General features: G+C 70.7%; 22 protein-coding genes. 17 read left to right on the top strand and 5 right to left on the bottom strand.

Annotation, left to right across the window (positions count from 1 at the left end):
- The first annotated feature begins 546 nt into the window (after window positions 1-546).
- Together kdpF (ABTY59_RS20385) and ABTY59_RS20390 are read left to right on the top strand one after the other, a co-directional pair.
- On the top strand, window positions 547-636 hold the full coding sequence (kdpF, locus tag ABTY59_RS20385; RefSeq protein WP_352020389.1) for a K(+)-transporting ATPase subunit F: 90 nt from the start codon (window positions 547-549) through the stop codon (window positions 634-636).
- Entirely contained in the window at window positions 633-3164 is a 2532-nt protein-coding gene (locus tag ABTY59_RS20390; RefSeq protein ID WP_352020390.1) for a sensor histidine kinase, read from the top strand. The genes kdpF (ABTY59_RS20385) and ABTY59_RS20390 overlap by 4 nt, the downstream gene beginning before the upstream one ends.
- Window positions 3165-3197: 33 nt before the next feature.
- Here ABTY59_RS20390 and ABTY59_RS20395 read toward each other — a convergent pair whose 3' ends face one another.
- On the bottom strand, window positions 3198-3929 hold the full coding sequence (locus ABTY59_RS20395; protein ID WP_352020391.1) for a MerR family transcriptional regulator: 732 nt from the start codon (window positions 3927-3929) through the stop codon (window positions 3198-3200).
- A gap of 54 nt (window positions 3930-3983) precedes the next feature.
- On the opposite strand from ABTY59_RS20395, the gene ABTY59_RS20400 reads away from it, so the two are divergent.
- The 7 genes from ABTY59_RS20400 to ABTY59_RS20430 all read left to right on the top strand — a co-directional run bounded on the left by ABTY59_RS20400 (window position 3984) and on the right by ABTY59_RS20430 (window position 12498).
- The gene (locus ABTY59_RS20400; protein ID WP_352020392.1) at window positions 3984-4271 is read left to right on the top strand and encodes a hypothetical protein; all 288 of its coding nucleotides are present in this window, start codon (window positions 3984-3986) and stop codon (window positions 4269-4271) included.
- Between the two features lie 231 nt (window positions 4272-4502).
- Window positions 4503-4592, top strand: coding sequence for a K(+)-transporting ATPase subunit F (kdpF, locus tag ABTY59_RS20405; protein ID WP_352020393.1), 90 nt, complete (start codon window positions 4503-4505; stop codon window positions 4590-4592).
- 8 nt (window positions 4593-4600) lie between these two features.
- Entirely contained in the window at window positions 4601-6265 is a 1665-nt protein-coding gene (gene kdpA, locus ABTY59_RS20410) for a potassium-transporting ATPase subunit KdpA (RefSeq protein WP_352020394.1), read from the top strand.
- Entirely contained in the window at window positions 6262-8412 is a 2151-nt protein-coding gene (gene kdpB, locus ABTY59_RS20415; RefSeq protein WP_352020395.1) for a potassium-transporting ATPase subunit KdpB, read from the top strand. Before kdpA ends, kdpB begins: the two co-directional genes overlap by 4 nt.
- 5 nt (window positions 8413-8417) lie before the next feature.
- Window positions 8418-9101: a potassium-transporting ATPase subunit C gene (locus ABTY59_RS20420; protein WP_352020396.1), complete on the top strand. Its 684-nt coding sequence runs from the start codon at window positions 8418-8420 to the stop codon at window positions 9099-9101.
- Window positions 9102-9205: 104 nt separating this feature from the next.
- On the top strand, window positions 9206-9907 hold the full coding sequence (locus tag ABTY59_RS20425; protein ID WP_352020397.1) for a response regulator: 702 nt from the start codon (window positions 9206-9208) through the stop codon (window positions 9905-9907).
- Between the two features lie 53 nt (window positions 9908-9960).
- Window positions 9961-12498, top strand: a complete 2538-nt coding sequence (locus ABTY59_RS20430; protein WP_352020398.1) for a DUF4118 domain-containing protein — start codon at window positions 9961-9963, stop codon at window positions 12496-12498.
- A gap of 73 nt (window positions 12499-12571) precedes the next feature.
- Here ABTY59_RS20430 and ABTY59_RS20435 read toward each other — a convergent pair whose 3' ends face one another.
- On the bottom strand, window positions 12572-12946 hold the full coding sequence (locus ABTY59_RS20435; RefSeq protein WP_352020399.1) for an SAV_915 family protein: 375 nt from the start codon (window positions 12944-12946) through the stop codon (window positions 12572-12574).
- A 414-nt stretch (window positions 12947-13360) separates the two neighbouring features.
- Here ABTY59_RS20435 and ABTY59_RS20440 point away from each other — a divergent pair, with 414 nt between their 5' ends.
- Window positions 13361-13771, top strand: coding sequence for an SAV_915 family protein (locus ABTY59_RS20440; protein ID WP_352020400.1), 411 nt, complete (start codon window positions 13361-13363; stop codon window positions 13769-13771).
- A gap of 9 nt (window positions 13772-13780) precedes the next feature.
- Window positions 13781-15145, top strand: coding sequence for a diaminopimelate decarboxylase (gene lysA / locus ABTY59_RS20445; RefSeq protein WP_352020401.1), 1365 nt, complete (start codon window positions 13781-13783; stop codon window positions 15143-15145).
- Between the two features lie 96 nt (window positions 15146-15241).
- Here the strand turns inward: lysA and ABTY59_RS20450 are convergent, their stop codons facing one another.
- Window positions 15242-16075, bottom strand: coding sequence for a slipin family protein (locus ABTY59_RS20450; protein ID WP_352020402.1), 834 nt, complete (start codon window positions 16073-16075; stop codon window positions 15242-15244).
- Window positions 16076-16329: 254 nt separating this feature from the next.
- Between ABTY59_RS20450 and ABTY59_RS20455 the strand changes: the two genes are divergently transcribed.
- Window positions 16330-18798 carry a sensor histidine kinase gene (locus ABTY59_RS20455; RefSeq protein ID WP_502995393.1) on the top strand — a complete coding sequence of 823 codons (2469 nt, stop codon included), beginning with the start codon at window positions 16330-16332 and terminating at the stop codon, window positions 18796-18798.
- 93 nt (window positions 18799-18891) lie between these two features.
- Here the strand turns inward: ABTY59_RS20455 and ABTY59_RS20460 are convergent, their stop codons facing one another.
- The gene (locus tag ABTY59_RS20460) at window positions 18892-19278 is read right to left on the bottom strand and encodes a hypothetical protein (protein WP_352020404.1); all 387 of its coding nucleotides are present in this window, start codon (window positions 19276-19278) and stop codon (window positions 18892-18894) included.
- A gap of 105 nt (window positions 19279-19383) precedes the next feature.
- Window positions 19384-20130 carry an alpha/beta fold hydrolase gene (locus tag ABTY59_RS20465; protein ID WP_352020405.1) on the bottom strand — a complete coding sequence of 249 codons (747 nt, stop codon included), beginning with the start codon at window positions 20128-20130 and terminating at the stop codon, window positions 19384-19386.
- Between the two features lie 273 nt (window positions 20131-20403).
- Between ABTY59_RS20465 and ABTY59_RS20470 the strand changes: the two genes are divergently transcribed.
- From ABTY59_RS20470 to ABTY59_RS20490, 5 genes are all read left to right on the top strand, one after another.
- Window positions 20404-20790: a hypothetical protein gene (locus tag ABTY59_RS20470; protein WP_352020406.1), complete on the top strand. Its 387-nt coding sequence runs from the start codon at window positions 20404-20406 to the stop codon at window positions 20788-20790.
- A gap of 120 nt (window positions 20791-20910) precedes the next feature.
- Complete coding sequence (locus ABTY59_RS20475; RefSeq protein ID WP_352020407.1) at window positions 20911-21645, top strand: hypothetical protein; 735 nt, start codon at window positions 20911-20913, stop codon at window positions 21643-21645.
- Between the two features lie 169 nt (window positions 21646-21814).
- On the top strand, window positions 21815-23677 hold the full coding sequence (locus ABTY59_RS20480) for an NAD-binding protein (protein ID WP_352020408.1): 1863 nt from the start codon (window positions 21815-21817) through the stop codon (window positions 23675-23677).
- Between the two features lie 394 nt (window positions 23678-24071).
- Window positions 24072-25181: a methyltransferase gene (locus ABTY59_RS20485; RefSeq protein ID WP_352020409.1), complete on the top strand. Its 1110-nt coding sequence runs from the start codon at window positions 24072-24074 to the stop codon at window positions 25179-25181.
- 329 nt (window positions 25182-25510) lie between these two features.
- The gene (locus ABTY59_RS20490) at window positions 25511-25927 is read left to right on the top strand and encodes a DUF3592 domain-containing protein (protein ID WP_352020410.1); all 417 of its coding nucleotides are present in this window, start codon (window positions 25511-25513) and stop codon (window positions 25925-25927) included.
- The last annotated feature ends 72 nt before the right edge of the window (window positions 25928-25999 follow it).

Raw genomic sequence — 25999 nt, forward strand, 5'->3', positions numbered from 1 at the left:
TTGCACGAGCGTCGCCGGCTGTCAGGACGGTGTCAGGACCCATGGGCGGCACGTCAGGGCTGCGTCAACAGCGATCGATCTCGGCTGCCGTCTGGTCAAGACTGTTCGGTACGGGGGGACGGACGAACGTCACCTTGGCGGGCGCGATCATCAGCGCCGGTACGAGGGCAACAGTCAGGGGGCGGGGGTCCCGACTGCAGCCCAACGCCATGCGACGGCCGTCCGGCCAGGGGCCCCGCCCGGCCCGTGACCCTGAGGGGGGTTGCGGCCGGGCAGGCCGCGGGCCGGGGTGTCCCAGGAGTTCTCACACGCGCTCCTGGAACGGCACCCCGGCCCGTTCTCCGCCGCTCCGTGAACGTTCTGTATGCCTGCGGGCAGACGCCCGTACGGATCGCGTCAAGAGCCCGTCGCCATCGCCGTCCGGCGCGCCAGAGAGCCGTCAAAGTGGCTGCGCAGGAACCGGCGGGAGGCGTTTCCTCCGAGAGTGCGCGCGACACGCCCACAACTCCCGGGAAACATAGGGCAGGCGAAGGGGAAGTACGGAACATGAGCGTCGAGAACATCGTCGGCCTGATCGTCGCGGCCGCCCTGGTCGGCTACCTGGTGGCCGCCTTCATCAAACCCGAGAAGTTTTGAACGCCCACCACCCCGCCGAGCCGGCCCGTGGCCGCCCCGGCCGGCTCAAGGTCTACCTCGGCGCCGCCCGCGGCGCGGGCAAGACCTGTCGGATGCTCGACGAGGGACGCCGCAGGGCGGCACGGGGTACGGACGTGGTCGCCGGGCTCGTGGACTGCCACGGACGGCCCTACACCCGGACGCTGCTCGAAGGGCTCGAACGGCTCCCGCCCCGGGGCCGGGAGCTCGACCTGGACGCGGTGCTGCGCCGTCGCCCCGAGGTGGTCCTCGTCGACGACCTCGCCCACACCAACGCCCCCGGCTGCCGCAACGAACAGCGCTGGCAGGACGTGGCCGAACTCCTCGCCGCCGGTGTGGACGTCGTCACCACACTGGACATCCAGCACCTGGAATCGCTCAGCGACGTCGTCGAGCGGATCACGGAACTGCCCGGCGGCGACACCGTCCCCGACAAGGTCGTGCGCGGCGCGGACCAGATCGAGCTCGTCGACATGGCGCCCGAGGCGCTGCGCCGCCGGATGGCCCACGGGGACATACTCCCGCCCGGCGAGATCGACGCCGCCCTCGCCCGCTACTACCGCATCGGCAATCTCACCGCTCTGCGTGAACTCGCCCTGCTGTGGCTGGCCGACCGCGTGGACGACGCCTTGCGCGCCTACCGGTCGGAACACCGTATCGGCGGCGTCTGGGAGACGCGCGAGCGGGTCGTCGTGGCGCTCACCGGCGGGCCCGAGGGGGAGACCCTGATCCGCCGGGCCGCGCGCATCTCCGCCCGCGCCGCCCACGGCGAACTCCTCGCCGTCTACGTGGCACGCAGCGATGCACTCGCGGCGGGCGCCTCGGCCGCCGCCCTCGGCCGCCAACGCAGGCTCGTCGAAGACCTGGGCGGCAGCTACCACACGGTCGTCGGCGAGGACGTGCCCACGGCCCTGACCGACTTCGCCCGAGCCGAGAACGCCACCCAGCTTGTCGTCGGCACCAGCCGGCGCGGGCGGCTGGAACGCTTCCTCACGGGGCGGGGCATCGGAGAGACGATCGTCGCGCTCTCCGGTGACATCGACGTCCACATGGTCACGCATGAGAGGGCCGGGCGGGGCCGCCTGCTGCCCTCTCGGCGCCGCACCCTGTCGGCCTCCAGACTCGTCGCAGGACCCGTCGCCGGCCTGGTCCTGCCTGTCCTTCTGACCCTGATGCTCGACCGCGCCCGCGGCACGCTCAACCTCACCAGCGAGGCGCTGCTCTTCCTCCTCACCGTGGTCGGCGTCGCGTGCATCGGCGGTGTCGCCTCCGCGCTCGTCGCCGCGCTCACCGCCTCCCTGCTGCTCAACTACTGGTTCATACCGCCCGTCGGGCAGTTCAGCTTCCAGGACCCCGACAACGTCCTGGCCCTCGTCGTCTTCGCCGTCGTCGCGGGGATCGTCGCCGCGGCCGTCGACCGGTCCCTACGGCTCTCCCGCAGGGCAGCGCGCGCCACCGCCGAGGCCGAGACCCTGTCCTCTCTCGCGGGCTCCATCGTCCGCGGTGAGGAGGCCATCTCCGCCCTGCTCGGCCGGGCGAAGGAGGCCTTCGGAATGGCGTCGGCCGAGCTCATGGACTCGGCCGAACTCGCCGCCGCCCGGGACGCGGGACCGGACGACGGCCTGGACACCACCGGGGTCGCCGTCGACGTCGACCTGCACCTCGTCCTGCGCGGCCGGCCCCTGTCCTCCTCCGACCGCCGCGTCCTCGCGGCCTTCGCGGCACACGTCTCCGCCGCCGCCGAGCGCGACCGGCTCGCCGAGGCCGCCGCCGAGGTGGAACCCGTACGCGCCGCGGACCGCATGCGCACCGCGCTCCTCGCCGCCGTCAGCCACGACCTGCGCACGCCGCTCGCCAGCGGCTGGGCCGCCGTCGCCTCGCTGCGCAGCCCCGACGTCGATTTCACCGAGGAGGAACGGCGCGAGCTCCTCGAAACCGCCGACACCTCCATGGCCCGGCTCGGCCACCTCATCGACAACCTCCTCGACATGAGCCGGCTCCAGGCGGGCGCCCTCTCCCTGTCACTGCGTCCCACAGCCCTGGAGGAGGTCATCCCCTCGGCCCTAGGCACCCTGCCGCCCGGCCCCCGGTCGCCGACGGTCGGCAGCTTGGAGGACACCCCCGAAGTCCTCACCGACCCGCCGCTTCTCGAACGGGTCGTCGCCAACCTGGTCGCCAACGCCACCCGCTTCGCCCCGCCCGAGCACCCGGTCCTGATCACCGCCAGCACCTTGGCCGGCCGGGTCGAACTGAGGATCGTCGACCGCGGCCCCGGGCTTCCCGCGGACGCACATGAACGGGCCTTCGAGCCCTTCCAGCGCCTGGGCGATACCGACAACACCACGGGCGTCGGCCTCGGCCTCGCACTCTCCCGAGGCCTCACCGAGGCCATGGGCGGGACACTGACCCCCGAGGACACCCCGGGCGGCGGACTGACCATGGTCCTCAGCCTGCCCTGCGCGACGCTGGAGACCAGCGACACCGAAGGAGCCACGAACGCGGCCTGGTGAGCGACCCGGACAGGGTGTCTCCGTCATGCCGAGTCATGCGTTCAGGCGGGTGCGGATGAGCGTGTCGAGGCGCAGCCACGCCGGGGACTCGGCGTTGACCGTTCCCTGGATGAGGGCGGGGATCTCGGAGTGCGATTCCAGCCCGGGCAGCGCGTCGGGCCCGTAGCGCGCTCGGGTCTCCTCGGCGATCCGGCGGGCGAGGTCCTCGATGCGGGGGTCGTCGGCGTCGAGGTCGTGGGCGCGGTCGTAGTCGAGGAAGAGCTGCCGCCGCGCGGGGTCGGACAGGATCTCGTCCTGGTCCGCGAAGAGTGTCGTCGCCTGGTCCGGGTGGGTGGCGAACACGAGGATCCACAGGTCGCGTTGGAGCTCCACCCAGCGGGGCGTGAATCCCCAGCGGGCCAGCCGCTCCAGAAAGGCGGCGACCTCGGTGGGCAGCGATGACAGTTCCCCGGCGGCGAGCCGGCGCAAGCGTCCTTGTGTCGCCCGCAGGCGACGGATGCGGGCGGTGAGCTCGTCGTCGATCTCGCGCAGTGCCTGCTGGAGGTCGTCGTCGCTCGCCGTTCTCAGGTCCCGGATACGGGTCAGGGGGACCCCGGCCTCCGCGAGGGTGCGGATCTTGATCAGCGCGATGGCGTCAGCAGCGCCGTACCGGCGGTAACCAGACGCGTCGCGGTCGGGCTCGGGGAGCAGCCCCTTGTCGTGATAGACGCGGATGGTCTTGGTCGACACTCCGACGTACCTGGCCAGCTGCCCGATGGTGATCACCGGGTCATCGTCCCATTTGACCTTTCCCCTGGGGCAGGGGTGCACCCTGGCGTCATGGTGAACACGAACATCGATCGGGAAACCCTGCGTGCGCTGGCCGACGAGGGGAACGAGACGGCGCTGGACCGGCTGGCCGACCTCGCCGACGCTGCCGGCGACCTGGAGGAGCTGAGCGAGCTGCTTGACGAGGGGTCCATGAGGGCCGGGCTCCTGCTCACGCGACGCGCCGTGACGACCGGCGACCTGCGCGAGCTGCAAAGGATCTCCGACGCCGGATACGACGCCGCCGGGAACGAGCTGAACCGACTGCTGAAGGGACCGGTGGGCGAGGAAGTCGACTGATCCGGGACGGAGCCGCGTACGGGATGTGTAAAGACGGCCGCAGTACACGTTAGGAGGACGTCAACGGCGGCGGTGTGGTGGCTGAAATGCGCTTTCCTCAAACAGGTCCGACGGACCGCTCGTCTCATCCACTCACATCCAGGAGCTCACGATGGCCGACATGGCCTTCGTCGTCACCACGATCGCGATCTTCGCGCTGGTGGCCTTCGTCGCCAAGGGGGTGGCGAAGCTGTGACTGTCGAGAACATCGTCGGTCTGGCGGTCGCCGCTGGCCTGCTGGCATATCTCGTCCTCGCCCTCGTCAAGCCGGAGAGGTTCTGAGTACGGATATGAGTCCCGTTCTGGCTGGAGTCCTCCAGCTCCTCGCCCTGGTCGTCGCGCTCGGTCTCTCGTACCGGCCGCTCGGCGACTACATGGCCAAGGTGTACTCCTCGGAGAAGCACTACAAGCCCGAGAAGTGGATCTACAAGGCGATCGGTGCGAACCCGAACGTCGAGATGCGCTGGCCCGCGTACCTGCGCGGAGTGCTCGCCTTCTCCGCGGTGAGTGTCCTCTTCCTCTACCTGCTCCAACGGGTGCAGGGCTCCCTGCCCGGCTCGCTGGGCTTCGTCTCCATCGATCCGGACCAGGCGTTCAACACGGCGGCTTCGTTCGTGGCGAACACGAACTGGCAGTCGTACTACGGCGAGCAGGCCATGGGCCACGTCGTGCAGACCGGCGGCCTGGCGGTGCAGAACTTCGTCTCGGCGGCGGTGGGGATCGCCGTGGCGGTGGCGCTCGTCCGTGGCTTCGCCCGCTCCCGTACCGGCGAACTCGGCAACTTCTGGGCCGACCTGGTGCGCGGCACCGTCCGCATCCTCCTGCCGATCTCGGTGATCGGCGCTCTCGTCCTGGTCGCCTGCGGCGCGATCCAGAACTTCTCCGGCATCCACGAGGTCGGCCAGTTCACGGGCGGCACGCAGCAGTGGAACGGCGGGGCGGTGGCCTCGCAGGAGGTCATCAAGGAGCTGGGCACCAACGGCGGCGGCTACTTCAACGCCAACTCCGCCCACCCCTTCGAGAACCCCAACGGGCTCTCCAACCTCTTCGAGATCTACCTGATCCTCGTCATCCCCTTCGCGCTGACCCGCACCTTCGGACGCATGGTCGGCTCGATCAGGCAGGGCTACGCGATCCTGGCGACGATGGCCACGATCTGGCTCGGCTTCACCGCGCTGATGATGTGGACCGAGTTCGCGCACCACGGCCCGGCCTTCGACATCGCCGGTGGTGCGATGGAGGGCAAGGAGACCCGCTTCGGCATCGGCGGCTCGTCGATCTTCGCGGTCGCCACCACGCTGACCTCGACCGGCGCGGTGAACTCCTTCCACTCCTCGTACACCGGTTTCGGCGGCGGCATCACGATGCTCGGCATGCAGCTCGGCGAGATTGCGCCCGGTGGTGTCGGCTCCGGCCTCTACGGCATGCTGATCATGGCGATCATCGCCGTGTTCATCGCCGGCCTGATGGTCGGCCGCACGCCGGAGTACCTGGGCAAGAAGATCGGCACGCGGGAGATCAAGTTCGCCGCGCTCTACATCCTCGTCACGCCCGCGCTGGTGCTGTGCTTCACCGCCCTGGCGATGGCGCTGCCGACGCCGGCGAACTCGATGACGAACTCGGGCGCGCACGGCTTCTCCGAGATCCTCTACGCCTACACCTCGGGTGCGAACAACAACGGTTCCGCCTTCGCGGGGCTGAACGCGGACACGCAGTGGTTCAACACCACGATCGGTATCGCGATGCTGCTCGGCCGGTTCCTGCCGATGGTCTTCGTCCTCGCGCTCGCCGGCTCGCTCGCCGAGCAGACACCCGTCCCCGAGACCGCCGGCACGCTCCGTACCGAGAAGCCGCTGTTCACCGGCCTCCTGGTCGGCACGATCATGATCATCACCGGTCTCACCTACTTCCCGGCCCTGGCCCTTGGCCCGCTCGCCGAAGGGCTCGCGGCATGAACAACGATGTGAAGAAGCAAGAGGGCGCTGTGAATCAGCCGTCTACCGCCGCGCCGGCCAAGGTGCCGCACGACGACCTGTCCTCGGGACACCAGGCCCCCGGCCGTGTCGGCGGCGGGCTGTTCGACCCGAAGCAGCTGGTCACGTCCCTCCCGGACGCGATCAGGAAGCTCGACCCGCGGGTCATGGTCAAGTCGCCGGTCATGTTCGTGGTCCTCGTCGGCTCGGTGGTCACCACCGTCCTCGCGGTCAGGAACCCGGGGGACTGGTTCGGCTGGGCGATCACCGCCTGGCTGTGGCTGACCACGGTCTTCGCCAACCTGGCGGAGGCGGTCGCGGAGGGCCGGGGCAAGGCGCAGGCGGACACCCTGCGCAAGGCCAAGACCGACACCGTCGCCCGCCGCCTCGCCGAGGACGGCAAGGGTGAGGAGCGGGTCCCCGGCACCGAGCTGAGGATCGGTGACCTGGTGGTCTGCGAGGCCGGCGACGTCATCCCCGGCGACGGTGACGTCGTCGAGGGCGTCGCGAGTGTCGACGAGTCCGCGATCACCGGCGAGTCAGCCCCCGTGATCCGCGAGTCCGGCGGCGACCGGTGCGCGGTCACGGGCGGCACGAAGGTCCTCTCGGACCGGGTCGTCATCAAGATCACGACGAAGCCCGGCGAGACGTTCATCGACCGGATGATCAACCTGGTCGAGGGCGCGGCCCGGCAGAAGACCCCGAACGAGATCGCCCTCAACATCCTCCTGGCGTCCCTCACCATCGTCTTCCTGCTCGCCGTCGTCACCCTGAAGCCCTTCGCGATCTACGCGGGCGCCGACAAGCAGACCTCGATGATCGTCCTCACGGCGCTCCTGGTCTGCCTGATCCCCACCACGATCGGCGCCCTGCTCTCCGCGATCGGCATTGCCGGCATGGACCGGCTCGTGCAGCGCAACGTCCTGGCGATGTCGGGGCGTGCGGTCGAGGCCGCCGGCGACGTCTCCACCCTGCTCCTGGACAAGACGGGCACGATCACGCTCGGCAACCGCCAGGCCTCCGAGTTCGTCCCGGTCAAGGGCACGACCGAGGCGGAACTGGCTGACGCGGCACAGCTGTCCTCGCTCGCCGACGAGACACCCGAGGGCCGTTCCATCGTGGTCCTGGCCAAGGAGAAGTACGGGCTTCGCGAGCGTCACCAGGGCGAGCTCGCGCACGCCACGTGGATCGAGTTCACCGCCCAGACCCGCATGTCGGGCGTGGACGTGGACGGGCGCAAGGTCCGCAAGGGAGCGACCGGTTCGGTCGTGGCATGGGTGAAGGAACGCGGTGGCGAGGTCGCCAAGGATGCCCAGGACGTCACCGACGCCATTTCCCAGGCTGGTGGCACGCCGCTCCTTGTGGCTCTGGAGGACGACAAGGGCGCGCGTGTCCTGGGCGTCATCCACCTGAAGGACGTCGTCAAGGAGGGCATGCGGGAGCGGTTCGACGAGCTGCGCCGCATGGGCATCAAGACGATCATGATCACGGGTGACAACCCGCTGACCGCGAAGGCCATCGCGGAGGAGGCGGGTGTCGACGACTTCCTCGCCGAGGCGACGCCCGAGGACAAGATGGCCCTCATCAAGCGGGAGCAGGCCGGCGGGAAGCTGGTCGCGATGACCGGCGACGGCACCAACGACGCCCCCGCCCTGGCGCAGGCCGACGTCGGCGTCGCGATGAACACGGGCACGTCGGCCGCGAAGGAGGCCGGCAACATGGTCGACCTCGACTCCAACCCGACCAAGCTCATCGAGATCGTCGAGATCGGCAAGCAACTCCTCATCACCCGAGGCGCGTTGACGACCTTCTCCATCGCCAACGACGTCGCCAAGTACTTCGCGATCATCCCGGCCATGTTCGCCGTGGCGTACCCGTCGCTGGACAAGCTCAACATCATGGGACTGGCCTCGCCCGAGTCCGCGATCCTGTCCGCCGTCATCTTCAACGCGCTGATCATCATCGCGCTCGTGCCGCTCGCCCTCAAGGGCGTCCGCTACCGGCCGTCGAGCGCCGACTCGATGCTCCGCCGCAACCTCGGTCTCTACGGACTCGGCGGACTGATCGCCCCGTTCATCGGCATCAAGATCATCGACCTGCTCCTCACCCTCATCCCCGGAATCGGCTGACGGATATGAACAACTCCGTAGGAAACACCGGACGCGTGCTCTGGGCCGGACTCCGGGCCCTCCTCGTCCTGACCGTGATCACCGGCGTCCTCTACCCGCTCGCCGTCACCGGGATCGCCCAGCTCGCCTTCCCCGGCAAGGCCAACGGCTCCGAGATCGAGGACGCGAGCGGCAAGGTCGTCGGCTCCGAACTCATCGGCCAGACCTACAACCTGCCGAAGAAGAACGCGGACGACGCGGAGGAGGCGGTGGTCCCGGACCTGAAGTGGTTCCAGCCGCGCCCCTCCAACGGCCTGGGCAGCAACAGCGTCAACACCCAGTACTCGATCATCCTGTCCGGCGCGACCAACCGGTCCGGTGACAACGAGGATCTGATCAAGTGGGTGACGGACGCCAAGGCGGCCGTCGTCAAGGACAACTCCACCGCCGACTACAAGGTGAAGCCGTCCGACGTGCCGGCCGACGCCGTCACGTCCTCCGGCTCCGGCCTGGACCCGCACATCTCCCCGGAGTACGCGAAGCTCCAGGTGCACCGCGTCGCGGAGAAGAACGGCCTCGACGTCAAGCAGGTCGAGAAGCTCGTCGCCGATCACACCGACGACCGGATCCTCGGCTTCATCGGCGAACCCCGCGTCAACGTCCTCCAGCTCAACATCGCGCTGAAGGAACTCGTGGCGGCCAAGGGCTGATGGCCTTACGCCCGACGCATGGGAGCCGGCAGTCCGGGAACGCCCCGGCTGCCGGCTCCCGACGCGCATCCGACGCCACGCTCACGACGAAAGGCAGTACGCCGATGACCCGGGTCCTGGTCGTCGAGGACGACGCGCAGCTCTCGCGCGCCCTGGCGATCAACCTCAAGGCACGCAGGTACGACGTGGACGCGGCCTACGACGCCGCCACCGCGCTCCGATTCGCCGCCACCGAGCAACCGGACGTGATCCTCCTGGATCTCGGGCTGCCCGACATGGACGGCATCGACCTCATCAGGGCGCTGCGCGGCTGGAACCGCGCACCGGTGCTCGTGCTCTCCGCCCGCAGCGGCTCCGAGGACAAGATCCGTGCGCTGGACGCGGGCGCGGACGACTACATGACCAAACCGTTCAGCATGGACGAACTCCTCGCCCGGCTGAGGGCGGCCACCCGCCGCATCGAGGAGTCGCCCGCGCAGGCGCGGCCCAGTGCCGGAGTGGCGTCCGCCGTGGTCACGACGGACGAGTTCACGGTCGATCTCGTGGGAAAGAAGGTCCGGCGCGGGGGCCGCGACGTCCGGCTCACGCCGACCGAGTGGCACCTGCTGGAGATCCTCATCTGCAACCCCGGCGTCCTCGTCAGTCAGCAGCGCCTCCTCAAGGAGGTGTGGGGACCGAGCTACAGCACCAAGACCAACTACCTGAGGGTCTACATGGCGCAGCTGCGCCGGAAACTGGAAGCGGACCCGTCACACCCCCGCTATCTGATCACCGAGCCCGGCATGGGATACCGCTTCGAGGCGTGACGCCCCGCCCGCACACGTATAAGCACTGACCGACCTCGACGAGAAACGACACCATGGGACGCGGAAAGCTTCGTATCTACCTCGGCGCGGCGCCGGGCGTCGGCAAGACGTACTCGATGCTCTCGGAGGCACACCGGAGGGTGGAGCGCGGCACCGACTGTGTCGTGGCCTTCGTCGAGCACCACAGCCGGCCGCGGACAGAGGTGATGCTGCACGGCCTCGAGATGATGCCGCGTGCGGAGATCGAGTACCGGGACACGGTCTTCACCGAGATGGACGTCGACGGGGTCCTCGCCCGCCGCCCCGCCGTCGTCCTCGTGGACGAGCTGGCCCACACCAACATCCCCGGCTCACGGAACGCCAAGCGATGGCAGGACGTCGAGGAACTCCTCGCCGCCGGCATCGACGTCATCTCCACGGTCAACATCCAGCACCTGGAGTCACTCGGGGACGTCGTCGAGTCGATCACCGGCGTACGGCAGCGGGAGACCGTCCCGGACGAGGTGGTACGCCGCGCCGACCAGATAGAACTGGTCGACATGTCGCCGCAGGCGCTGCGCCGCCGCATGGCCCACGGCAACGTCTACAAGCCGGACAAGGTCGACGCGGCCCTCTCCAACTACTTCCGCCCCGGCAACCTCACCGCCCTGCGCGAGCTGGCGCTGCTGTGGACCGCCGACCGGGTCGACGAATACCTCCAGGAGTACCGCACCGAGCACCGCGTCTCGAAGATCTGGGGCTCCCGGGAACGGATCGTGGTGGGCCTCACCGGCGGCCCCGAGGGGCGCACCCTCATCCGCCGCGCCGTCCGGCTGGCCGAGAAGGGCGCCGGCGGAGAGGTACTCGCCGTCTACATCTCCCGCAGTGACGGACTCACCGCCGCCTCCCCGAAGGAACTGGCGGTCCAGCGGACCCTGGTCGAGGACCTGGGCGGCACGTTCCACCACGTCGTCGGCGACGACATCCCGGCCGGGCTCCTCGACTTCTCCCGAGGGGTCAACGCCACCCAGATCGTCCTCGGTGTGAGCCGCCGCAGGTCCTGGCAGTACGCCTTCAGCCCCGGCGTCAGCGCCACCGTCGCCCGCGAGTCGGGGCCCGACCTCGACGTCCACATCGTCACCCACGACGAGGCGGCGAAGGGCCGCAACCTGCCCGTCGCGCGCCGCGCGAAACTGGGCCGGTCCCGCACCATCTGGGGCTGGCTCGTCGGCCTCGCCGGACCCGTGCTGCTCAGTCTGCTGCTCGGGGTCATCCCTGAGATCGGGCTCGCCAACGACGTCCTGCTCTTCCTCGCCCTCACCGTGGCCGCCGCACTCCTCGGCGGCCTGCGCCCGGCACTGGCCTCGGCGGCCGCCGGATCGCTGCTGCTCAACTACTACTTCACTCCGCCGATCCACGAACTGACGATCGCCGACCCGGAGAACATGGTCGCCCTGCTCGTCTTCGTGGGCGTGGCCATCTCCGTCGCCTCCGTGGTCGACCTGGCCGCCCGCCGCACCCACCAGGCGGCCCGGCTGCGGGCGGAGGCGGAGACGCTCTCCTTCCTCGCGGGCAGTGTGCTGCGCGGCGAGACGGGTCTGGACGCGCTCCTCGAACGGCTCCGGGAGACCTTCGCCATGGAGTCGGTCGCCCTGCTCGAACGCCACGACGACACCGACCCCTGGTCGTGCGTCGCCTTCGTCGGCACCCGTCCCGTCGGCCGCCCCGAGGACGCGGACGTCGACATGCCCGTCGGCGACCACCTGGCGCTCGCCCTGACCGGACGCGTCCTGCCGGGCGAGGACCGGCGCGTGCTCGGGGCGTTCGCCGCCCAGGCCGCTGTCGTCCTCGACCGGCAGCGTCTCGTCGACGAGGCGGAGGAGGCCCGCAGGATCGCCGAGGGCAACAAGATCCGCACCTCCCTCCTTGCAGCCGTCAGCCACGACTTGCGGACGCCGCTCGCCGGCATCAAGGCGTCCGTCTCCTCGCTGCGGGCGGAGGACGTCGAGTGGTCCGAGGAGGACCGTGCCGACCTGCTCGCGAACGTCGAGGAGGGCGCCGACCGGCTCGACCACCTCGTTGGCAACCTCCTGGACGTCTCGCGCCTGGAGACCGGCACCGTCACCGCCGTACTCCGGCAGACCGACCTCGACGAGGTCGTGCCGATGGCACTCGTAGGCGTGCCCGACGACAGCGTCGAACTCGACATCCCCGAGACACTGCCGATGGTCGTCGTCGACCGGGGCCTGCTGGAGCGGGCCGTCGCCAACATCGTCGAGAACGCCGTGAAGTACAGCCCCGCCGGCATGCCGGTCCTCGTCGCCGCCAGCGCGATCGCCGACCGCGTCGAGCTCCGTGTCGTCGACCGCGGCCCAGGCGTCCCCGAGGAGGCCAAGGACCGCATCTTCGGCGCCTTCCAGCGCCACGGCGACGCCCCTCGCGGCGCGGGCGTCGGCCTCGGCCTCGCGGTCGCCCGCGGATTCGTCGAGGCCATGGGCGGCACGGTCACGGCGGAGGACACCCCGGGCGGCGGCCTGACCATGACCATCAGCCTCCGCATGGACGCGGACGCCCCGCCGTTTCGCCCGGAGGGGCGCGCGGAGACGACCTGACCAGCCCGGATCGGGTCGTCCGCCGGGCCATGCCGGCTCTCGGTACGGCCCGGCCATCGCTGCCGCCGGCTGTTCAGGCGACCCGAGTGGCGGTGTCCCGCGGAAGTGCGGCGGGTGACGCGGAGCTCTCCCCAGGGCGACCGCCCAAGACCTCCGCGACCGCGGGAGCGGTGAGCGTCGGGTCGACGGTCAGCAGGGTCGTACCCAAGGGCTCGATCAGCGACCGCAGTGCCGTTTCGGACAGCCGGATCCACGGCTGCTCGGGGCCGAGCGTCGAGGCCAGTCGGCCCGGGTCGGTGAAACCGACCGCGGTGCGCGTGCCCAGCGGGGTGCGGAACATACGTACGGCCACCTGCGCCGACCCTGCCCGGACCGGGACGTACAGCGGGGCGGCGGCGTTCATCCGTTCCTCGGGCTCGGGGTCTTCCTCGTACCGGAACAAGCACATGGGGCCCTCCTGGGGATGCGATGACGGCGGCTCGCGCCCCGTGGATGCGGGGAGGCGGTCCCGGAGCGGAACATCGAAGCTATCCCCGTGCCCACCTCCCTCTGGCCAGGCCTTGACACGGTCTTGACGACGACCGGCCGAGTTCATACGGGCCGCTGACTCCTCTCCGTCCCACAGACTGTTCGGCCTTCCTCGCGGTACGTATCCGGGACCCGGACCGCCGCCGGGCGAGCCCGACGGAGGCCCGGCGGGTCGGCTTCGGTCGAGTCCGTCAGGGTCGCGTTATCGCTGCCGGGTTCCCCGTCAAGGGGTCGTCAGCGTGGTCGCCGGGTACCGGGCCGACGGACATACCTTCACCGGAGTGCGCGCGGCCGGCCGGCCGGCGCAAGGTCGTCTTCTCCGAGAGGCACTGACGTGACCGACATCGAGCGCTCCGAGGACCCCGAGCCTTCCGAACGGGGCCCGGCCGGACCACTGCACGTCCCCGTCCGGTCGGGACCCGCGGGCTGCCGTGCCCGCTTCTTCCGTACGCCCCTCGGTGGACGGACGGCCGTCGGCTTCACCTCGCAAGCCCGCCTGGCCGCCGTTCTCGGTCCGGACCACCCCTCCGTCCGGCTCTCCGAGGGGGCCCTGCGCTCCCTCGCCGAGCCCCTCGGTGTCACCGCGCTCACCGTGGATCCGCGCTACTGCGCCCCTGCTCCGGCCGCCCCGAAGACCCGCGAGGGGGAGGGCTCCTGGCGGGACTGGGACCCGCAGCACGTCGGTGCCCTCCGAGTGGTGGGCGCTGCCGCCGCTGTCTCGTTGCTCCACCTCTTGATCGGCTGAGGAGGCGTCATGTCCACACTCGTAACGACCCCTGTCCCGTCACCCCAGGTCCCCGCACCGGACCGGCCGGACACCGACGACGACCTGTCGATCTGGCCGCAGTCCGCCCGCCCCGAGCGGGACGGTGACCTCCGTGTCGGCGGGGTGTCGCTGGCCGAGACCGCGGAGCGCTTCGGCACGCCTGTCTACGTCCTGGACGAAGAGGAGGTCAGGCAGCGGTGCCGTACGTACCGCACCGCGTTTCCCGACGCCGACGTCGTCTACGCCGCCAAGGCGTTCCTGTGCCGGGCCATGGCCCACTGGGTACGGGAGGAGGGACTGGGCCTGGACGTCTGCTCCGCGGGCGAGCTCGCCCTCGCCGTGACCACGGGCTTCCCACCGGAGAGGATCGTGCTGCACGGCAACGCGAAGAGCCCCCAGGATCTGGAGAGCGCGGTGCGCCTCGGTGTCGGGCGGATCGTCGTCGACAGCACCTCGGAGATAGCGCGCCTCGCCGCGATCGTTCCGCACGGGTCCCGCCAGGCCGTCATGCTGCGGGTCGTGCCGGGCGTGGCCGCCGGCGGGCACGTGAAGGTGCGGACCGGGACGGAGGACCAGAAGTTCGGTCTGTCCGTCACCGACGGCTCCGCCCTGCACGCCGTCGCCCGGGTCCTGGGCCAGCCGCGGCTCGAACTCGTCGGACTGCACTGCCACATCGGGTCGCAGATCACCAGTGTCAAGCCCTACGCGGCCGCGGTGCGGCGCATGGTCGGCCTCATGGCGCGGATCAAGGAGCAGCACGGGTTGGCATTCCGGCAGCTGAACATCGGCGGCGGGCACGGCATCGCCTACCGCCCCGGCGAGGACAGTCTGAGCGTGCCGGTGCTCGCGGGGCGCGTCCGGGCCGAGCTGGAGGAGGGCTGCGCCCGGGCGGGCCTGACCGTGCCCCGGCTCACCATCGAGCCCGGACGGGCGGTCGTCGGCCCCGCCGGGATCTGCCTCTACCGGGTCCTCGCGGTCAAGCGCACCGGGTCACGCACCTTCGTCGCCGTCGACGGCGGCATGAGCGACAACCCGCGTCCCGCGCTGTACGGAGTGCGGTACGCACCCCGGCTGATCGGACGGCGCTCGACGGCCGCGCCCCGCCTGGTCACGGTCGTCGGACGGCACTGCGAGGCCGGGGACGTGCTGGCCGAAGACGTGGCTCTGCCCGGCGACGTCCACCCCGGGGACCTCCTCGCCGTGCCCGTGGCCGGGGCGTACCACCTGTCCATGGCGTCCGGCTACAACCTGGTGGGACGCCCGCCCGTCGTCGCCGTGGCGGACGGCCTCGCCCGCACGCTCGTGCGCCGCGAGTCCCAGGACGACATGAGCCGCCGCGACATCGGCCTCTGACGCTCGCGTACGAGTGGTAGCGCGGTGTTCCACCGAGGCCTCTTGGGTGGAACACCGCTCGGGCGGCGGTACGCCCGTCTCGTCATACCTGACTCGTCACGCCTGTGAGGTGCCGGGCTCGACGGCCGGGTCGGCCGCGGTCTCCTGAACTGTCGCGCTCGGGCTCGTGTCGAAGGAGCGGGCGGCCCGGTCGAAGTAGCGGAGCAGCTCCACCGGGAAGGGCATCACGAGCGTGGAGTTCTTCTCCGCGGCCACCTCGACGACGGTCTGCAGAAGCCGCAGCTGCATCGCCTCCGGGGTGTCGGACATGATCCGCGAGGCGTTGGCGAGCTGCTGCGCCGCCTGGAACTCGCCGTCCGCGGTGATCACCCGGGCCCGCCGTTCGCGCTCGGCCTCGGCCTGCCGGGACATCGAGCGCTTCAGCGACTCCGGCAGCTGTACGTCCTTGATCTCGACCCGGTCGATGTGGACGCCCCAGCCGGCCGCCGGGCTGTCGATCATCAACGCGAGCCCCTCGTGCAGCCGTTCCCGGTCGGACAGAAGGTCGTCCAGATCGCTCTTGCCGATGATCGACCGCAGGGACGACTGCGCCACCTGGCCGACCGCGAAGGCGTAGTCCTGTACTTCGATCGTCGCGCGAGCGGGATCGGTCACGCGGTAGTAGACGACCGCGTCGACCTTCACAGAGACGTTGTCCCGGGTGATGCCCTCCTGCGTCGGGATCGGCAGGGTCGCGACCTGGACGTTCACCTTGCGCATGCGGTCAGCGACGGGGATCAGGAAGGTGATGCCGGGCTGTCGATGGCCGGGCAGCGCCTTTCCGAAGCGGAAGACGACCCCCCGCTTGACCTCATTGATCACACGCATCCCGCTGCGCAACAGCAGCAGGAAGACCACCACGACGACGACTGCGACAACCGCGCTCTCCATGCGAACGCCTCCTTCGTGAAACCGGTACGGCACTGATCAGGACGGCCGAGCGAGACCCGTGGATGCGCTTCTCGCGTCAGGAACACGTCAAATAGTTGCCGTCCCCGCACCGGTGCCGGAGCGGGAAGGGGGGCCTGGCGCGCATGATGGAGGGAGAGCCCGTGGGCGTGGCTTATCGGTAGGAGCCCCCGATGGCGCGAGGACGATTGCGGATCTACCTCGGGGCCGCCCCAGGGGTGGGAAAGACGTACGCCATGCTCGAGGAAGGTCAGCGGCTGCGTGCCGGGGGCGCGGACGTCGTCGCCGGATTCGTCGAACCGCACGGGCGACGGCCGACCGCCGCACTGGCCGAGGGGCTGGAGACCATCCCCCGACGCACCATGATCCACCGCGGGGCGGCCTTCACGGAGATGGATCTGGACGCGATGCTCGCCCGCCGCCCGCGGGTCGCCCTGGTCGACGAACTGGCCCACACGAACGTACCGGGCTCACGCAACACCAAACGGTGGCAGGACGTCGAGGAACTGCTGGACGCGGGGACGGACGTCGTCACCACCCTCAACGTCCAGCACCTGGAATCCCTGGGCGACGTGGTCCGCCAGATCACCGGCGTCCCGCAGCGCGAGACCCTGCCCGACGAGGTCGCGCGCCGCGCGGACCAGATCGAGCTGATCGACCTCCCCCCGGAACTCCTGCGCCGCCGCATGCTGCACGGAGAGATCTATCCCACCGACCGCATCGAGGCCGCCCTCACCCACTACTTCCGGGTCGGCAACCTCACCGCCCTGCGGGAACTCGCTCTGCTGTGGCTCGCCGACCGCGTGGAGGAAGGACTGCAGCGCTACCGTGCCGAGCACGGCATCACCGCCCCCTGGGAGACCCGCGAGCGCATCATGGTCGCCCTGTCCGGCGGGCCGGAGGGCGAGACCCTGATCCGCCGCGCGGCCCGGGTCACCGCCCGTACGCCGGGCAGCGAGCTTCTGGCACTGCACGTCGTGCCGAGCGACGGACTGGTCCATGCCGATCCGGCCGCCCTGGCCGCCCTGCGTGCCCTGGTGGAGTCGCTGGGCGCCGGCTACCACCAGACGACCGGCGACGACCTCCCCGAGACCCTGCTGCGGTTCGCGGAGGCCGAGAACGTCACCCAGATCGTGCTGGGCGCCAGCCGGCGCGGACGGCTCTCCACCTTCCTGTACGGAAGCGTGGGGCACAGGACGATCCGGCGCTCGGGCCCGATCGACGTGCTCGTCGTGACCCACGAGGAGGCCTCCGGGTCGTCCTCGCCCCTGCGGCTGCCGCACCCGACGCGCGCCACCGGACCACGGCGCTTCTGGGTCGCGATGCTGCTGGCCGCGATCGCGCTGCCGGCGCTCACGTCGTTGCTGGTCGCCCTGGGCGAGCACGTCGACCTCGCCTTCGTCCTCGTGCTGTATCTCCTGACCGTCGTCGTGGTCGCCCTCGTCGGCGGGCTGATACCCGCCCTGGTCTCCGCGCTGGCCGCGGGGCTGCTCGCCGACTACTACTTCACCGCGCCCCCGCACTCGCTGGACGTGCAGCACACCTCGGACGTCCTCGCGCTGCTGGTCTTCGTCGTCACGGCCGTCGTGGTCGGCTCCGCCTCCGGAACGGCCGCGCACCGCACGTACGAGGCGGTTCGCGCGAGATCCGAGGCACGCGCACTGAGCAGACTGGCCACCGCCCTCATGCGCGGCCAGGACCTGCCCGCTCTTCTCGAACAGGTCAGGGAGGACTTCGGCCTGGACGCGGTCAGTCTGCTGAAGGAGGACACCGAGCACCCGGCCGCGCCGCGCTGGTCCGTCGTCGCCGCCGCCGGGGAGAACCCGCCGGAACGTCCGTACGACGCCGATGTCGAAGCGCCCGTCGACAGTCCCGCCCCGGACGGACTGACGCTGGCGGCGCGCGGTCGCACCCTGAGTGACGACGACCAGCTCGTACTCCGCGCGTGCGCCGCGCAGTTGGTCATGGCGTACGCGCACGGCCGGCTCGCCGCCACGGCGGCCGAGACCGGACTTCGCGCCGAGGCCGAACACACCCGGGCCTCCCTGCTTCTTGCCGCGAGCCGTGATCTGCGGGCCCCGTTGCGTACCGCGGAGGAGGCGCTGCGGCGTCTTTCCGCTCGTCCCGCCCCGCCGAACGCCCGTCCGTCGGCCGAGGAGGACGGCCGGTTGCTCGAAACGGCCCGGTCATCGGTGCGTCGTGCCGTCCAGCTTGTCACGGACCTCGACGACCTCAGCCGCCTGCGTGCCGAGTCCCTCGACCTCTATCTGCGCCCGGTCGACCTCGACGAGGTGCTGACCGCGGTCCTGGACACCCTCGGCCCCGGCAGCGAGAGGATTCGTTGCACCCTGCCGGAACACATGCCGGACGCCCTCGCCGACGCGGCGGTTCTCACCCGCGTACTCTCAGCGCTGACAGCGGAAGCCCTGCGCCGCACCCCGCCCGAAGAGCCCGCGCACCTGACGGCCGAGGTGCGGCCCGGTCGGCTGGCGATCCGCGTGGGGGACGGGATCGTCGGCGGGGCCGGCAGCGCGGCGCCGGGGACGACCGCGGCCCTCCCCATGGACAGCGTGATCCTCCGCCTGTCCCGCGACCTGACCGAGGCCATGGGCGGCACCCTGGATTCCGTGATGCCCGGGCCCGGATTCGCGATGCTGCTCACGCTTCCGACCGCGGCTCCCCACAAGGCTCGGCCGCCGGCGTAGCTGCTCGGCGGGGCGGAACGCCGTGACGCCTCCGGGGAAGTACCCGTGGACGCGCGGCACGGCCGATGCCATGAGTGTGCCGCCCGCAGGGGGTCACGGCGGCGCGTCACCCGTGTTCGACGTATCCGCCCTACCCTCCGCACCGGATCCGCGTCGGCGAGACGGTTTCGCCGTGTCGCCTTGCCTCAGGATGAGCCATACCCCGAGGGCCACCGAGCCGACCAGGACTGTCCCGCCGACTCCTGTGGCAAGGGCCGGGGTCGCGTTGTCCCAGTCGTCGGCCTTCTCCTCGTAGGTGTAACGCACCACGTTCGACCCCGCGCGCATCACGCAGGTGTCACCGGGGCCCATCCTGCGGTCCATGCAGGAGATGGTGGTGCCGTCGCGCAGGTCGGTCACGCCTCTCCAGAGCGTGACCGACCCGAACAGGATCAGCAGGAGTGTCAGCCCGCAGCCCATGTCGCGAAGGGAGTTGTCCATGGGGGAAGCCTGGACATCGACGGGCAGCGCCGGCGCCCAGCCGGTGGAATCCTGCCGTCGCCCTGACGCCACGCGCGCTGCTGGGGCCGTTGGCAAGGACGGTACCTAGTGGGCCACCTGACCCACGAGACCGGCGAGAAGGTCGGGCTCCTCCTCGATCACGAGGTGTCCGGCGCCCTTGACGACACCGAGCTCGACTCCCAGCCGTCGGTGTACCGCGCCTTCGAGCCGGCGCGGCGGCAGGAAGACATCGTGCTCGCCCGTGACCACCAGGCGGGGGACGGGCCGGTCGGGCACGGCGGCCAGTCCCGGGGCGCCGCTGGACCGGGCGTGACGGGCGACGAGCGTCATCCAGTCCACGAGTTCGGGCCGCGGCGTGCCGCCGTCGGCGTACATGGTGCGCAGGAGCCGGGCGCTGTGTCGGGGCCGGGGTGCGGCGAGCCAGGCGGCGGAGGCGTACAGCACACCGGGCGTCAGCCGGAGCCGGGACAGACCGCCGGGGGAGACGAGCACCTGTCCGTCGACGCGGGGAGATGCGCTGGACAGAGCGATCGCCGCGCCGAAGGAGTGGCCCAGCACGATCACGGGACCCGGTCCCGACGCGCACCTCTCGACGACCTCGGAGAGCCAGGTCCCGTACCAGTCGAGTCGTCCTCCCGCCAGTCCGCGCGCGCCTGAGCTCAGCCCCGGCTGCCCCGGAACGTCGGCGAGCACGGTCCGGTACCGAGGGACGAGGGCTGTCGCCAGCGGCAGGACGGTGGCCGCGTTGAAGTTCGTACCGGGTACGACCACCACAGTCGGCCCGCCGCCGGCGACGACCACATGGGTGTCGGCACCGTTGGCCTCGAACACCACCCGCTCATGGGGAACTTGCCAGGATGTCAGACGTTCGGCACACCAGCGCCGAACGGCGTCCCGGCCGACCGCACTTCGGTAGATCGACATCACGCGGCGAGTATCACACGCGCCGAACCCGTGGAGGGAACCTGAGGTGCCGCCCCTGTCAGAGAGGCGTCAATTCCGCGGGAGTCAGGCGAACCGGGCGCTCCCCGCTCCTAGATTCCTCCTTGGCCACCGACGGAGCGGCGACGCGATGACCGTCACACCCAGCGAGAGAATCTTCGTATGAGCGGCGCGACCCACACGGGGGCCGGCGGCACCAGTGGACTTCCTAGGCTGTCGATCTTCGGCGGTCGCCATGAACTGGCGGTGCGGGGGCTGACCCTCCGACGCGACTCCTTCACGATCCGGTACACGATCACGCCGCCCCTGCCGGACAGCGAGGCGTCCTCGGTCCTGCTGGTGTTCGAGGCGAAGGACGACCTCGGCCAGGAACACGTCGACTGGGGCGGCGCCTATGGCCCCGGTGAGGACGGCACGTACACCGACGGAAGCGTGACGGGGCAGCCGGCCCTCGCCGCCGGGGTGCGCGCCCTGCGCGCACGGATCACGTTTCTGCGTGACGGTGAGGAGTTCCCGTACGACGTGACCCTGCCTGTCCCGCTTCCTTGACGGGCGCAGGGCGGAACGAGTTGCCTGACAGGCTCCCGACGGGACGAGGCACCGCCATGGCTCGTCCCGTCGGAGGTCCGGCCGACGGAACGGCCGGACCGATGGCCGCGGGCATTCAGGTTGCCCTGCGACGGAAACCACCGTGTCCTCAACCCGGCCCTGCTGGCCGCGACGGCCTGCGGCCTCACCGCCCTCGTCCTCGGCCTGCAGCTGCTCACCGCCTCCGCCGAGCAGCTCAAGATCGCCCGACGGGACGCGTTCGACTCGCTCGTCGCCCTCTCCCGCGCCCTCGCCTACGACGTCAACGCCGACGAGAGCCGCTACCTCCTCGACCCGTCCCGGCGCTCCGCCTACGAGCAGGGCTTCCTCGCCAAGTCGCAGCAACTGTACGGAATCCAGGGCGCGGACCTCTCCTCCTACGACGCGAAACTCGCCGACACCTGGGCGCGTTACCGGGCCGATCACGAGGACCGGGTCTTCACCGGAGAGTTCCGCCGGGAGCTGGACAACATCACCTTCGCGGGCGAGCGGGAAGCGGCCGAGCGGACGGTCGAGGCCTACGCCGTCTATCAGCGCGACGACCGCACGATCCGTTCCCTGGTCGCCCGGGGCAAGGAGCGGGAGGCGGTCGCCTTCGGCATCAGCTGGGACCGAGGCAAGTCCAACGCCCACTTCGGCGCCTGGATGAAGGCACTGGACGACGTGACCACCATCAACCAGACCGCGTTCGACAACGCCGTACGGGACGGACGGGCCTCTGACACCGGCCTGTTGTCCTGGGTGGTGGGAGCCCTGCTGGCCGCGGGCCTCCTCACCGTGCTCGGCCTGCGTCCCCGCCTCGCCGAGTTCCGTTGACCGGACACCCGACCGCAACTCTGCGCGAGGGGCCGAAACCTGATCCATACGAAACCCTGACGCCGAACTCCAGTACGACAGGGAACCTGGCGCGCCGCGATCGGCAATCTTGGTTCCTGTGACGTCAACCATCCATCTACGCCTGCCACTTGGGCAGCGCTCCCAGCACATGGTGATCTGTGGCGACGACGGTCTCGCAAACCGTCTCGCCATCGAACTCGACGCCGTATGCGGCGAGACGGTGACCGTGGTCCTGCCCTCGCGGCGCGACGCGTACGGGGCGGAGATCGCCGGCCTGCACCGTGACCCCCGATCGCCGGTCGAGTTGCTGGTGGCGGCGAGACCGGACGAGCAGACCCTGCGTGCCGCCGGTGTCGAACGGGCCGCCGCCCTCGCGCTGACGTACGGCGACGACCAGGTCAACATGACCGCCGCCCTCCTCGCCCGCAGCATCAATCCGGCCATACGCCTGGTCATCCGCATGTACAACCGCGAGCGCGGGCGCCATCTGGAACGGCTCCTCGACCGGGCCGCCGAGGTCGGGGGACAGGCGGACGACGCGTCCCTGGACGCCTCCACCACCGTCCTGTCCGACACCGACACCGCCGTTCCGGAGCTGGTCTCCGCCGCCGCCGTCGGACAGGGCCACACACTCCAGGTCGAGGGCAAGGTCTTCCGAGGAGTCGTACGCCCCGCCGGGGCCCCTGGCAGGCCGACCGATCTGGCCACCCTTGCCGTGCTGTCCGGGGCTCACCAGGACGACCCGGCGAGCGAGGACAGCGCGGAGACACCCGGCGAGAACGGTACGCAGCTGCTGCCGGACACCCGCACCGCGTACCACCGCCAGTTCACCCACGGCCGGCTCATGCTCGAAGAGGTCACCCACCACCACGCCCCGGAATCGCCGAGGGCCTCCCGTGCCTACCGGGACCTGCTGTTCGGGCATCTGACCCACCTGCCGTGGAAGGTCTTCGTCTCCAAGGAGGTCACCGCCGTCTTCGGAGCGCTGGCCGCGATCGTGCTCCTGCTCGCCGTGGTGACGGCCCTCGTCGTGGACGTCCCGCTGTGGAAGGCCGTGTACCTGCCGCTGCTCGACATCTTCACCATGGGGGACCCGGCGACCGACGAGGAGCCGGCCCGCCGGATCCTCCAGCTCGTCGCCGGCTTCGTCGGACTCGCGGTCCTCCCGCTGGTCGTGGCCGCCACCATGCACGCCACCGAGGCCTTCCGCACCGCTTCCGCGAACCACCCGCCGTCCGAGGAGCTGAGCGACCACATCGTGCTGGTCGGACTCGGCAAGATCGGCACACGGGTCCTGGCCCGGCTCGGCACCACCGATCACAAGATCGTGGCCGTCGAGCGGGACCCCCATGCCCGGGGGGTCGCCCTCGCCCGGGAGCTCGGGATACCCCTCCTCCTGGAGGACGCCGCCGCGCCCGGTGTCCTCGACCAGGCCCGCATCGGCCGGAGCAAGTCCCTGCTCGTCCTCACCCGGGAGGACAGCGAGAACCTGGACATCGTCATGGCCGCCCGCGAGGCCAACCCGGGCATCCGGGTGGTGATGCGGCTGTACGACGACGACTTCGCCGCCACCGTCTCCCGGACCATGCGGGCCTCGTACCCCGGTGCCCTGACCCGCAGCCGGAGCGTCTCCGCGCTGGCCGCCGCGTCCTTCGCCGCGGCGATGATGGGGCGGCACGTGCTGGGGGTGATGCCCGTCGAGCGCGGCTCGCTGCTGTTCACCGTGGTCGACGTGGCCGGCCACCCGGAGCTGGAGGGGCGCTCGATCCACGACGCGTTCCGCGCGAACGAGTGGCGCGTCCTGGCCGTCGGAGCTGCGGGGGCCCGGTTCTCCTCGTCCTCGTTGGACACGCTGGCAGGGCTGCGGCTCGACCGGCAGGGCCTCGACTGGCGCCCGCCGCACGGGCGGGTCCTGCGCGCGGGGGACCGGGTGGTCCTCGCGACGACCCGGCGGGGCCTTGACTTCCTGATGACCGGGGTACAGCCGCACCCGCCGGGGCGCAGACCCTGAACAGAGCGGGCAGGGGTCGGCGCGGCCGAGGAACGGAAGTACCGCGGCTGCGGACGGTCTCCGACCCGGTGGAGCGCCATGAGTGGCGCGCTGTGAAGCGTCGTCGCGTGCGGTCCAGCTGGACACGAAGCCCCACAGGACTTCCGCATCCTGACGCGTCGCGGGCGCGAGTCCTCAGGTCTTGACAGCTTTCTGATGCCCCGGCGACCCCGCCGCCGAGCCTCGGCGCTCACGCGGGGCCCGAACGCTCCTGCCCGCAGCCGTATTCATTGCGTAAGGCTCTGGCCGACAGGCGTCAGGAGAGCGTGAATTCTTCGTTCCGGAACGCTCGGAGCGCTCATGGACGTCGAAGATCGTCCCTCATGAGAGTTGAGGTTCGGTGACGGCACAGGTCATGGCGTGGACAATGGAAGGCCGCCTGGAGGGCACGGCCCATTGGTACTCGGCCAACGGCACTCCACACCCGCAGCACATCGTCAGCGTCGCCGACACCATCAGCGTCGCCGCAGCGCACCGTCTGATGGCCGAGGGCACCGCCCTTCTTTGGACCGGCGACTATCCGTCCGCGCGCCGACTCCTGGCAGCCGTCGGCCGTCGCGCCGAACGCGCAGGCTCGCCCCGAGGTCCGGGCCCGACCGAGGCCTTCCGCCTTCACCGCCGCGAACAGGCCCGTCACGCACGACTGCTGGGCATGCTGCTCATCCCGTACGACGACGACTGGACGGTCCCCCTGCGTCGGGCGCCCCGGGTCCGGGAGGCGTGCCTCCACGCGCACGGACCGAGCGCGGGGGCCGGCGTGGGCTCGCTGCGCGAACTGCTGGGTGTGATCGGCGCACACGAGTGGCGTACGAAGGGCGTGGAGATCCCCGCGCTCGGGGGCGACCGTATCCACCCGCACTACGGCGTCTTCTCACCCGTGCGAGGCGAGTACGTCGACTTGGTGGCCGAAGCGGAACTTCCTGCGGGATACACGGCTTTCGACATCGGCACCGGAACCGGTGTGCTCTCCGCCGTCCTCGCCCGCCGGGGCATGCGCCACGTCGTCGCCACGGACCAGGACGTGCGCGCCGTGCACTGCGCCCGCGACAATGCCGCCCGCCTCGGACTGGCACACCGGATCGCCGTACGGCACGCCGACCTCTTCCCGGCGGGCCGAGCGGACCTGATCGTCTGCAACCCGCCTTGGCTCCCGGCGCACCCCCGCACGCCCCTCGACCAGGCGGTGTACGACCCCGACGGCCGGATGCTGCACCGCTTCCTGACCGGACTGCCGCACCATCTGGAGCCGGGCGGCGAAGGCTGGCTGATCCTGTCGGACCTGGCCGAACGGCTCGGACTGCGAGGCCGTACCGAAGTCGAGGACGCGATCGCCGCAGCGGGGCTGCGCGTCCTGTCCCGCACCGTCACGAAGCCGCGCCATCCACGCGCGACGGACCCGTCAGACCCGCTGCACCGAGCCCGTTCGGCCGAGACCACCTCACTGTGGCGCCTCGCCATTGCCTGAGCGCACTGCCCGAAGCCCGTGCTCACCGCCGGGCCGCACCGGGTCCCTCACCGCGGCGCGCGGCGAGCCGGCGCGGCGGCGGAACCCGTCGTGCTCCCGGTCACGACCCGGACGCGGCGCGTCGAAGTCGGCGCCCGTGACGAACACGACCGATCCACCGCCCGGTGCCTGGTACCACCTCGTCGCTGCGCTGCATCAGAGAGCCGTCAACGTCGTTGCGTTCGACGACGAAACGCCGGGAACGGTGTGATCACAATGAGGACGCCGCCGCCCGGCTCCGGGCCGACGGCGCGCACGTGGCGAAGAGCGCACCGAGGTGAGGAGGCGGCTTGGACACGGGGGCAGCGGTCGTGCTGGCAGGGATCCTTGCGTTCGGCGGCCTGCTCGCCGTGCTCGCGGGCGTCTACGGCCTGCGCCAGGCGCGCCGCGTGAGGGAAACGGGCGTCCGTGTTCCGGCGCTGGTGAAGAGACGCCCGGAGCAGCCCGGCGAGGGTCCGGTTCTTCTGCTCCAGTTCGTGACGGAGGACGACAGGGTGATGGAAGTCGTCTGCCCGGTCCCTCCGACCCGGCGGCAACCGCTCCACGACGGGGACAACATCCTCATCAGCTACGATCCGGCCGACCCGCGCGACGTCGCCGTCCAAGGCCGCGAACGCTTGGGCCTCGAACGGGCCTTTGCCATCGGAGGCGCGACGGTCGTGCTGCTCGCGACGAGTCTCCTCGTCGTCGCGCTCGCTGTCCGCTGACGTTCTCGTGACGAGCCGTCAAGACGGCGCGAAAATTCCCTTCGAAATCGGCCTGGGAGTCCCCCCGGCACC

It is taken from the genome of Streptomyces sp. NPDC096079, from assembly GCF_040303145.1.
Taxonomy (GTDB): domain Bacteria; phylum Actinomycetota; class Actinomycetes; order Streptomycetales; family Streptomycetaceae; genus Streptomyces.

Bases quoted from the DNA above. Each gene is read 5' to 3' on its own strand.
- kdpF (WP_352020389.1), top strand. From the start codon at position 547: ATGAGCGTCGAGAACATCGTCGGCCTGATCGTCGCGGCCGCCCTGGTC.
- ABTY59_RS20400 (WP_352020392.1), top strand. From the start codon at position 3,984: ATGGTGAACACGAACATCGATCGGGAAACCCTGCGTGCGCTGGCCGAC.
- kdpA (WP_352020394.1), top strand. From the start codon at position 4,601: ATGAGTCCCGTTCTGGCTGGAGTCCTCCAGCTCCTCGCCCTGGTCGTC.
- kdpB (WP_352020395.1), top strand. From the start codon at position 6,262: ATGAACAACGATGTGAAGAAGCAAGAGGGCGCTGTGAATCAGCCGTCT.
- ABTY59_RS20420 (WP_352020396.1), top strand. From the start codon at position 8,418: ATGAACAACTCCGTAGGAAACACCGGACGCGTGCTCTGGGCCGGACTC.
- ABTY59_RS20425 (WP_352020397.1), top strand. From the start codon at position 9,206: ATGACCCGGGTCCTGGTCGTCGAGGACGACGCGCAGCTCTCGCGCGCC.
- ABTY59_RS20430 (WP_352020398.1), top strand. From the start codon at position 9,961: ATGGGACGCGGAAAGCTTCGTATCTACCTCGGCGCGGCGCCGGGCGTC.
- ABTY59_RS20435 (WP_352020399.1), bottom strand. From the start codon at position 12,946: ATGTGCTTGTTCCGGTACGAGGAAGACCCCGAGCCCGAGGAACGGATG.
- lysA (WP_352020401.1), top strand. From the start codon at position 13,781: ATGTCCACACTCGTAACGACCCCTGTCCCGTCACCCCAGGTCCCCGCA.
- ABTY59_RS20450 (WP_352020402.1), bottom strand. From the start codon at position 16,075: ATGGAGAGCGCGGTTGTCGCAGTCGTCGTCGTGGTGGTCTTCCTGCTG.
- ABTY59_RS20455 (WP_502995393.1), top strand. From the start codon at position 16,330: ATGCTCGAGGAAGGTCAGCGGCTGCGTGCCGGGGGCGCGGACGTCGTC.
- ABTY59_RS20460 (WP_352020404.1), bottom strand. From the start codon at position 19,278: ATGGACAACTCCCTTCGCGACATGGGCTGCGGGCTGACACTCCTGCTG.
- ABTY59_RS20470 (WP_352020406.1), top strand. From the start codon at position 20,404: ATGAGCGGCGCGACCCACACGGGGGCCGGCGGCACCAGTGGACTTCCT.
- ABTY59_RS20480 (WP_352020408.1), top strand. From the start codon at position 21,815: ATGGTGATCTGTGGCGACGACGGTCTCGCAAACCGTCTCGCCATCGAA.
- ABTY59_RS20485 (WP_352020409.1), top strand. From the start codon at position 24,072: ATGGCGTGGACAATGGAAGGCCGCCTGGAGGGCACGGCCCATTGGTAC.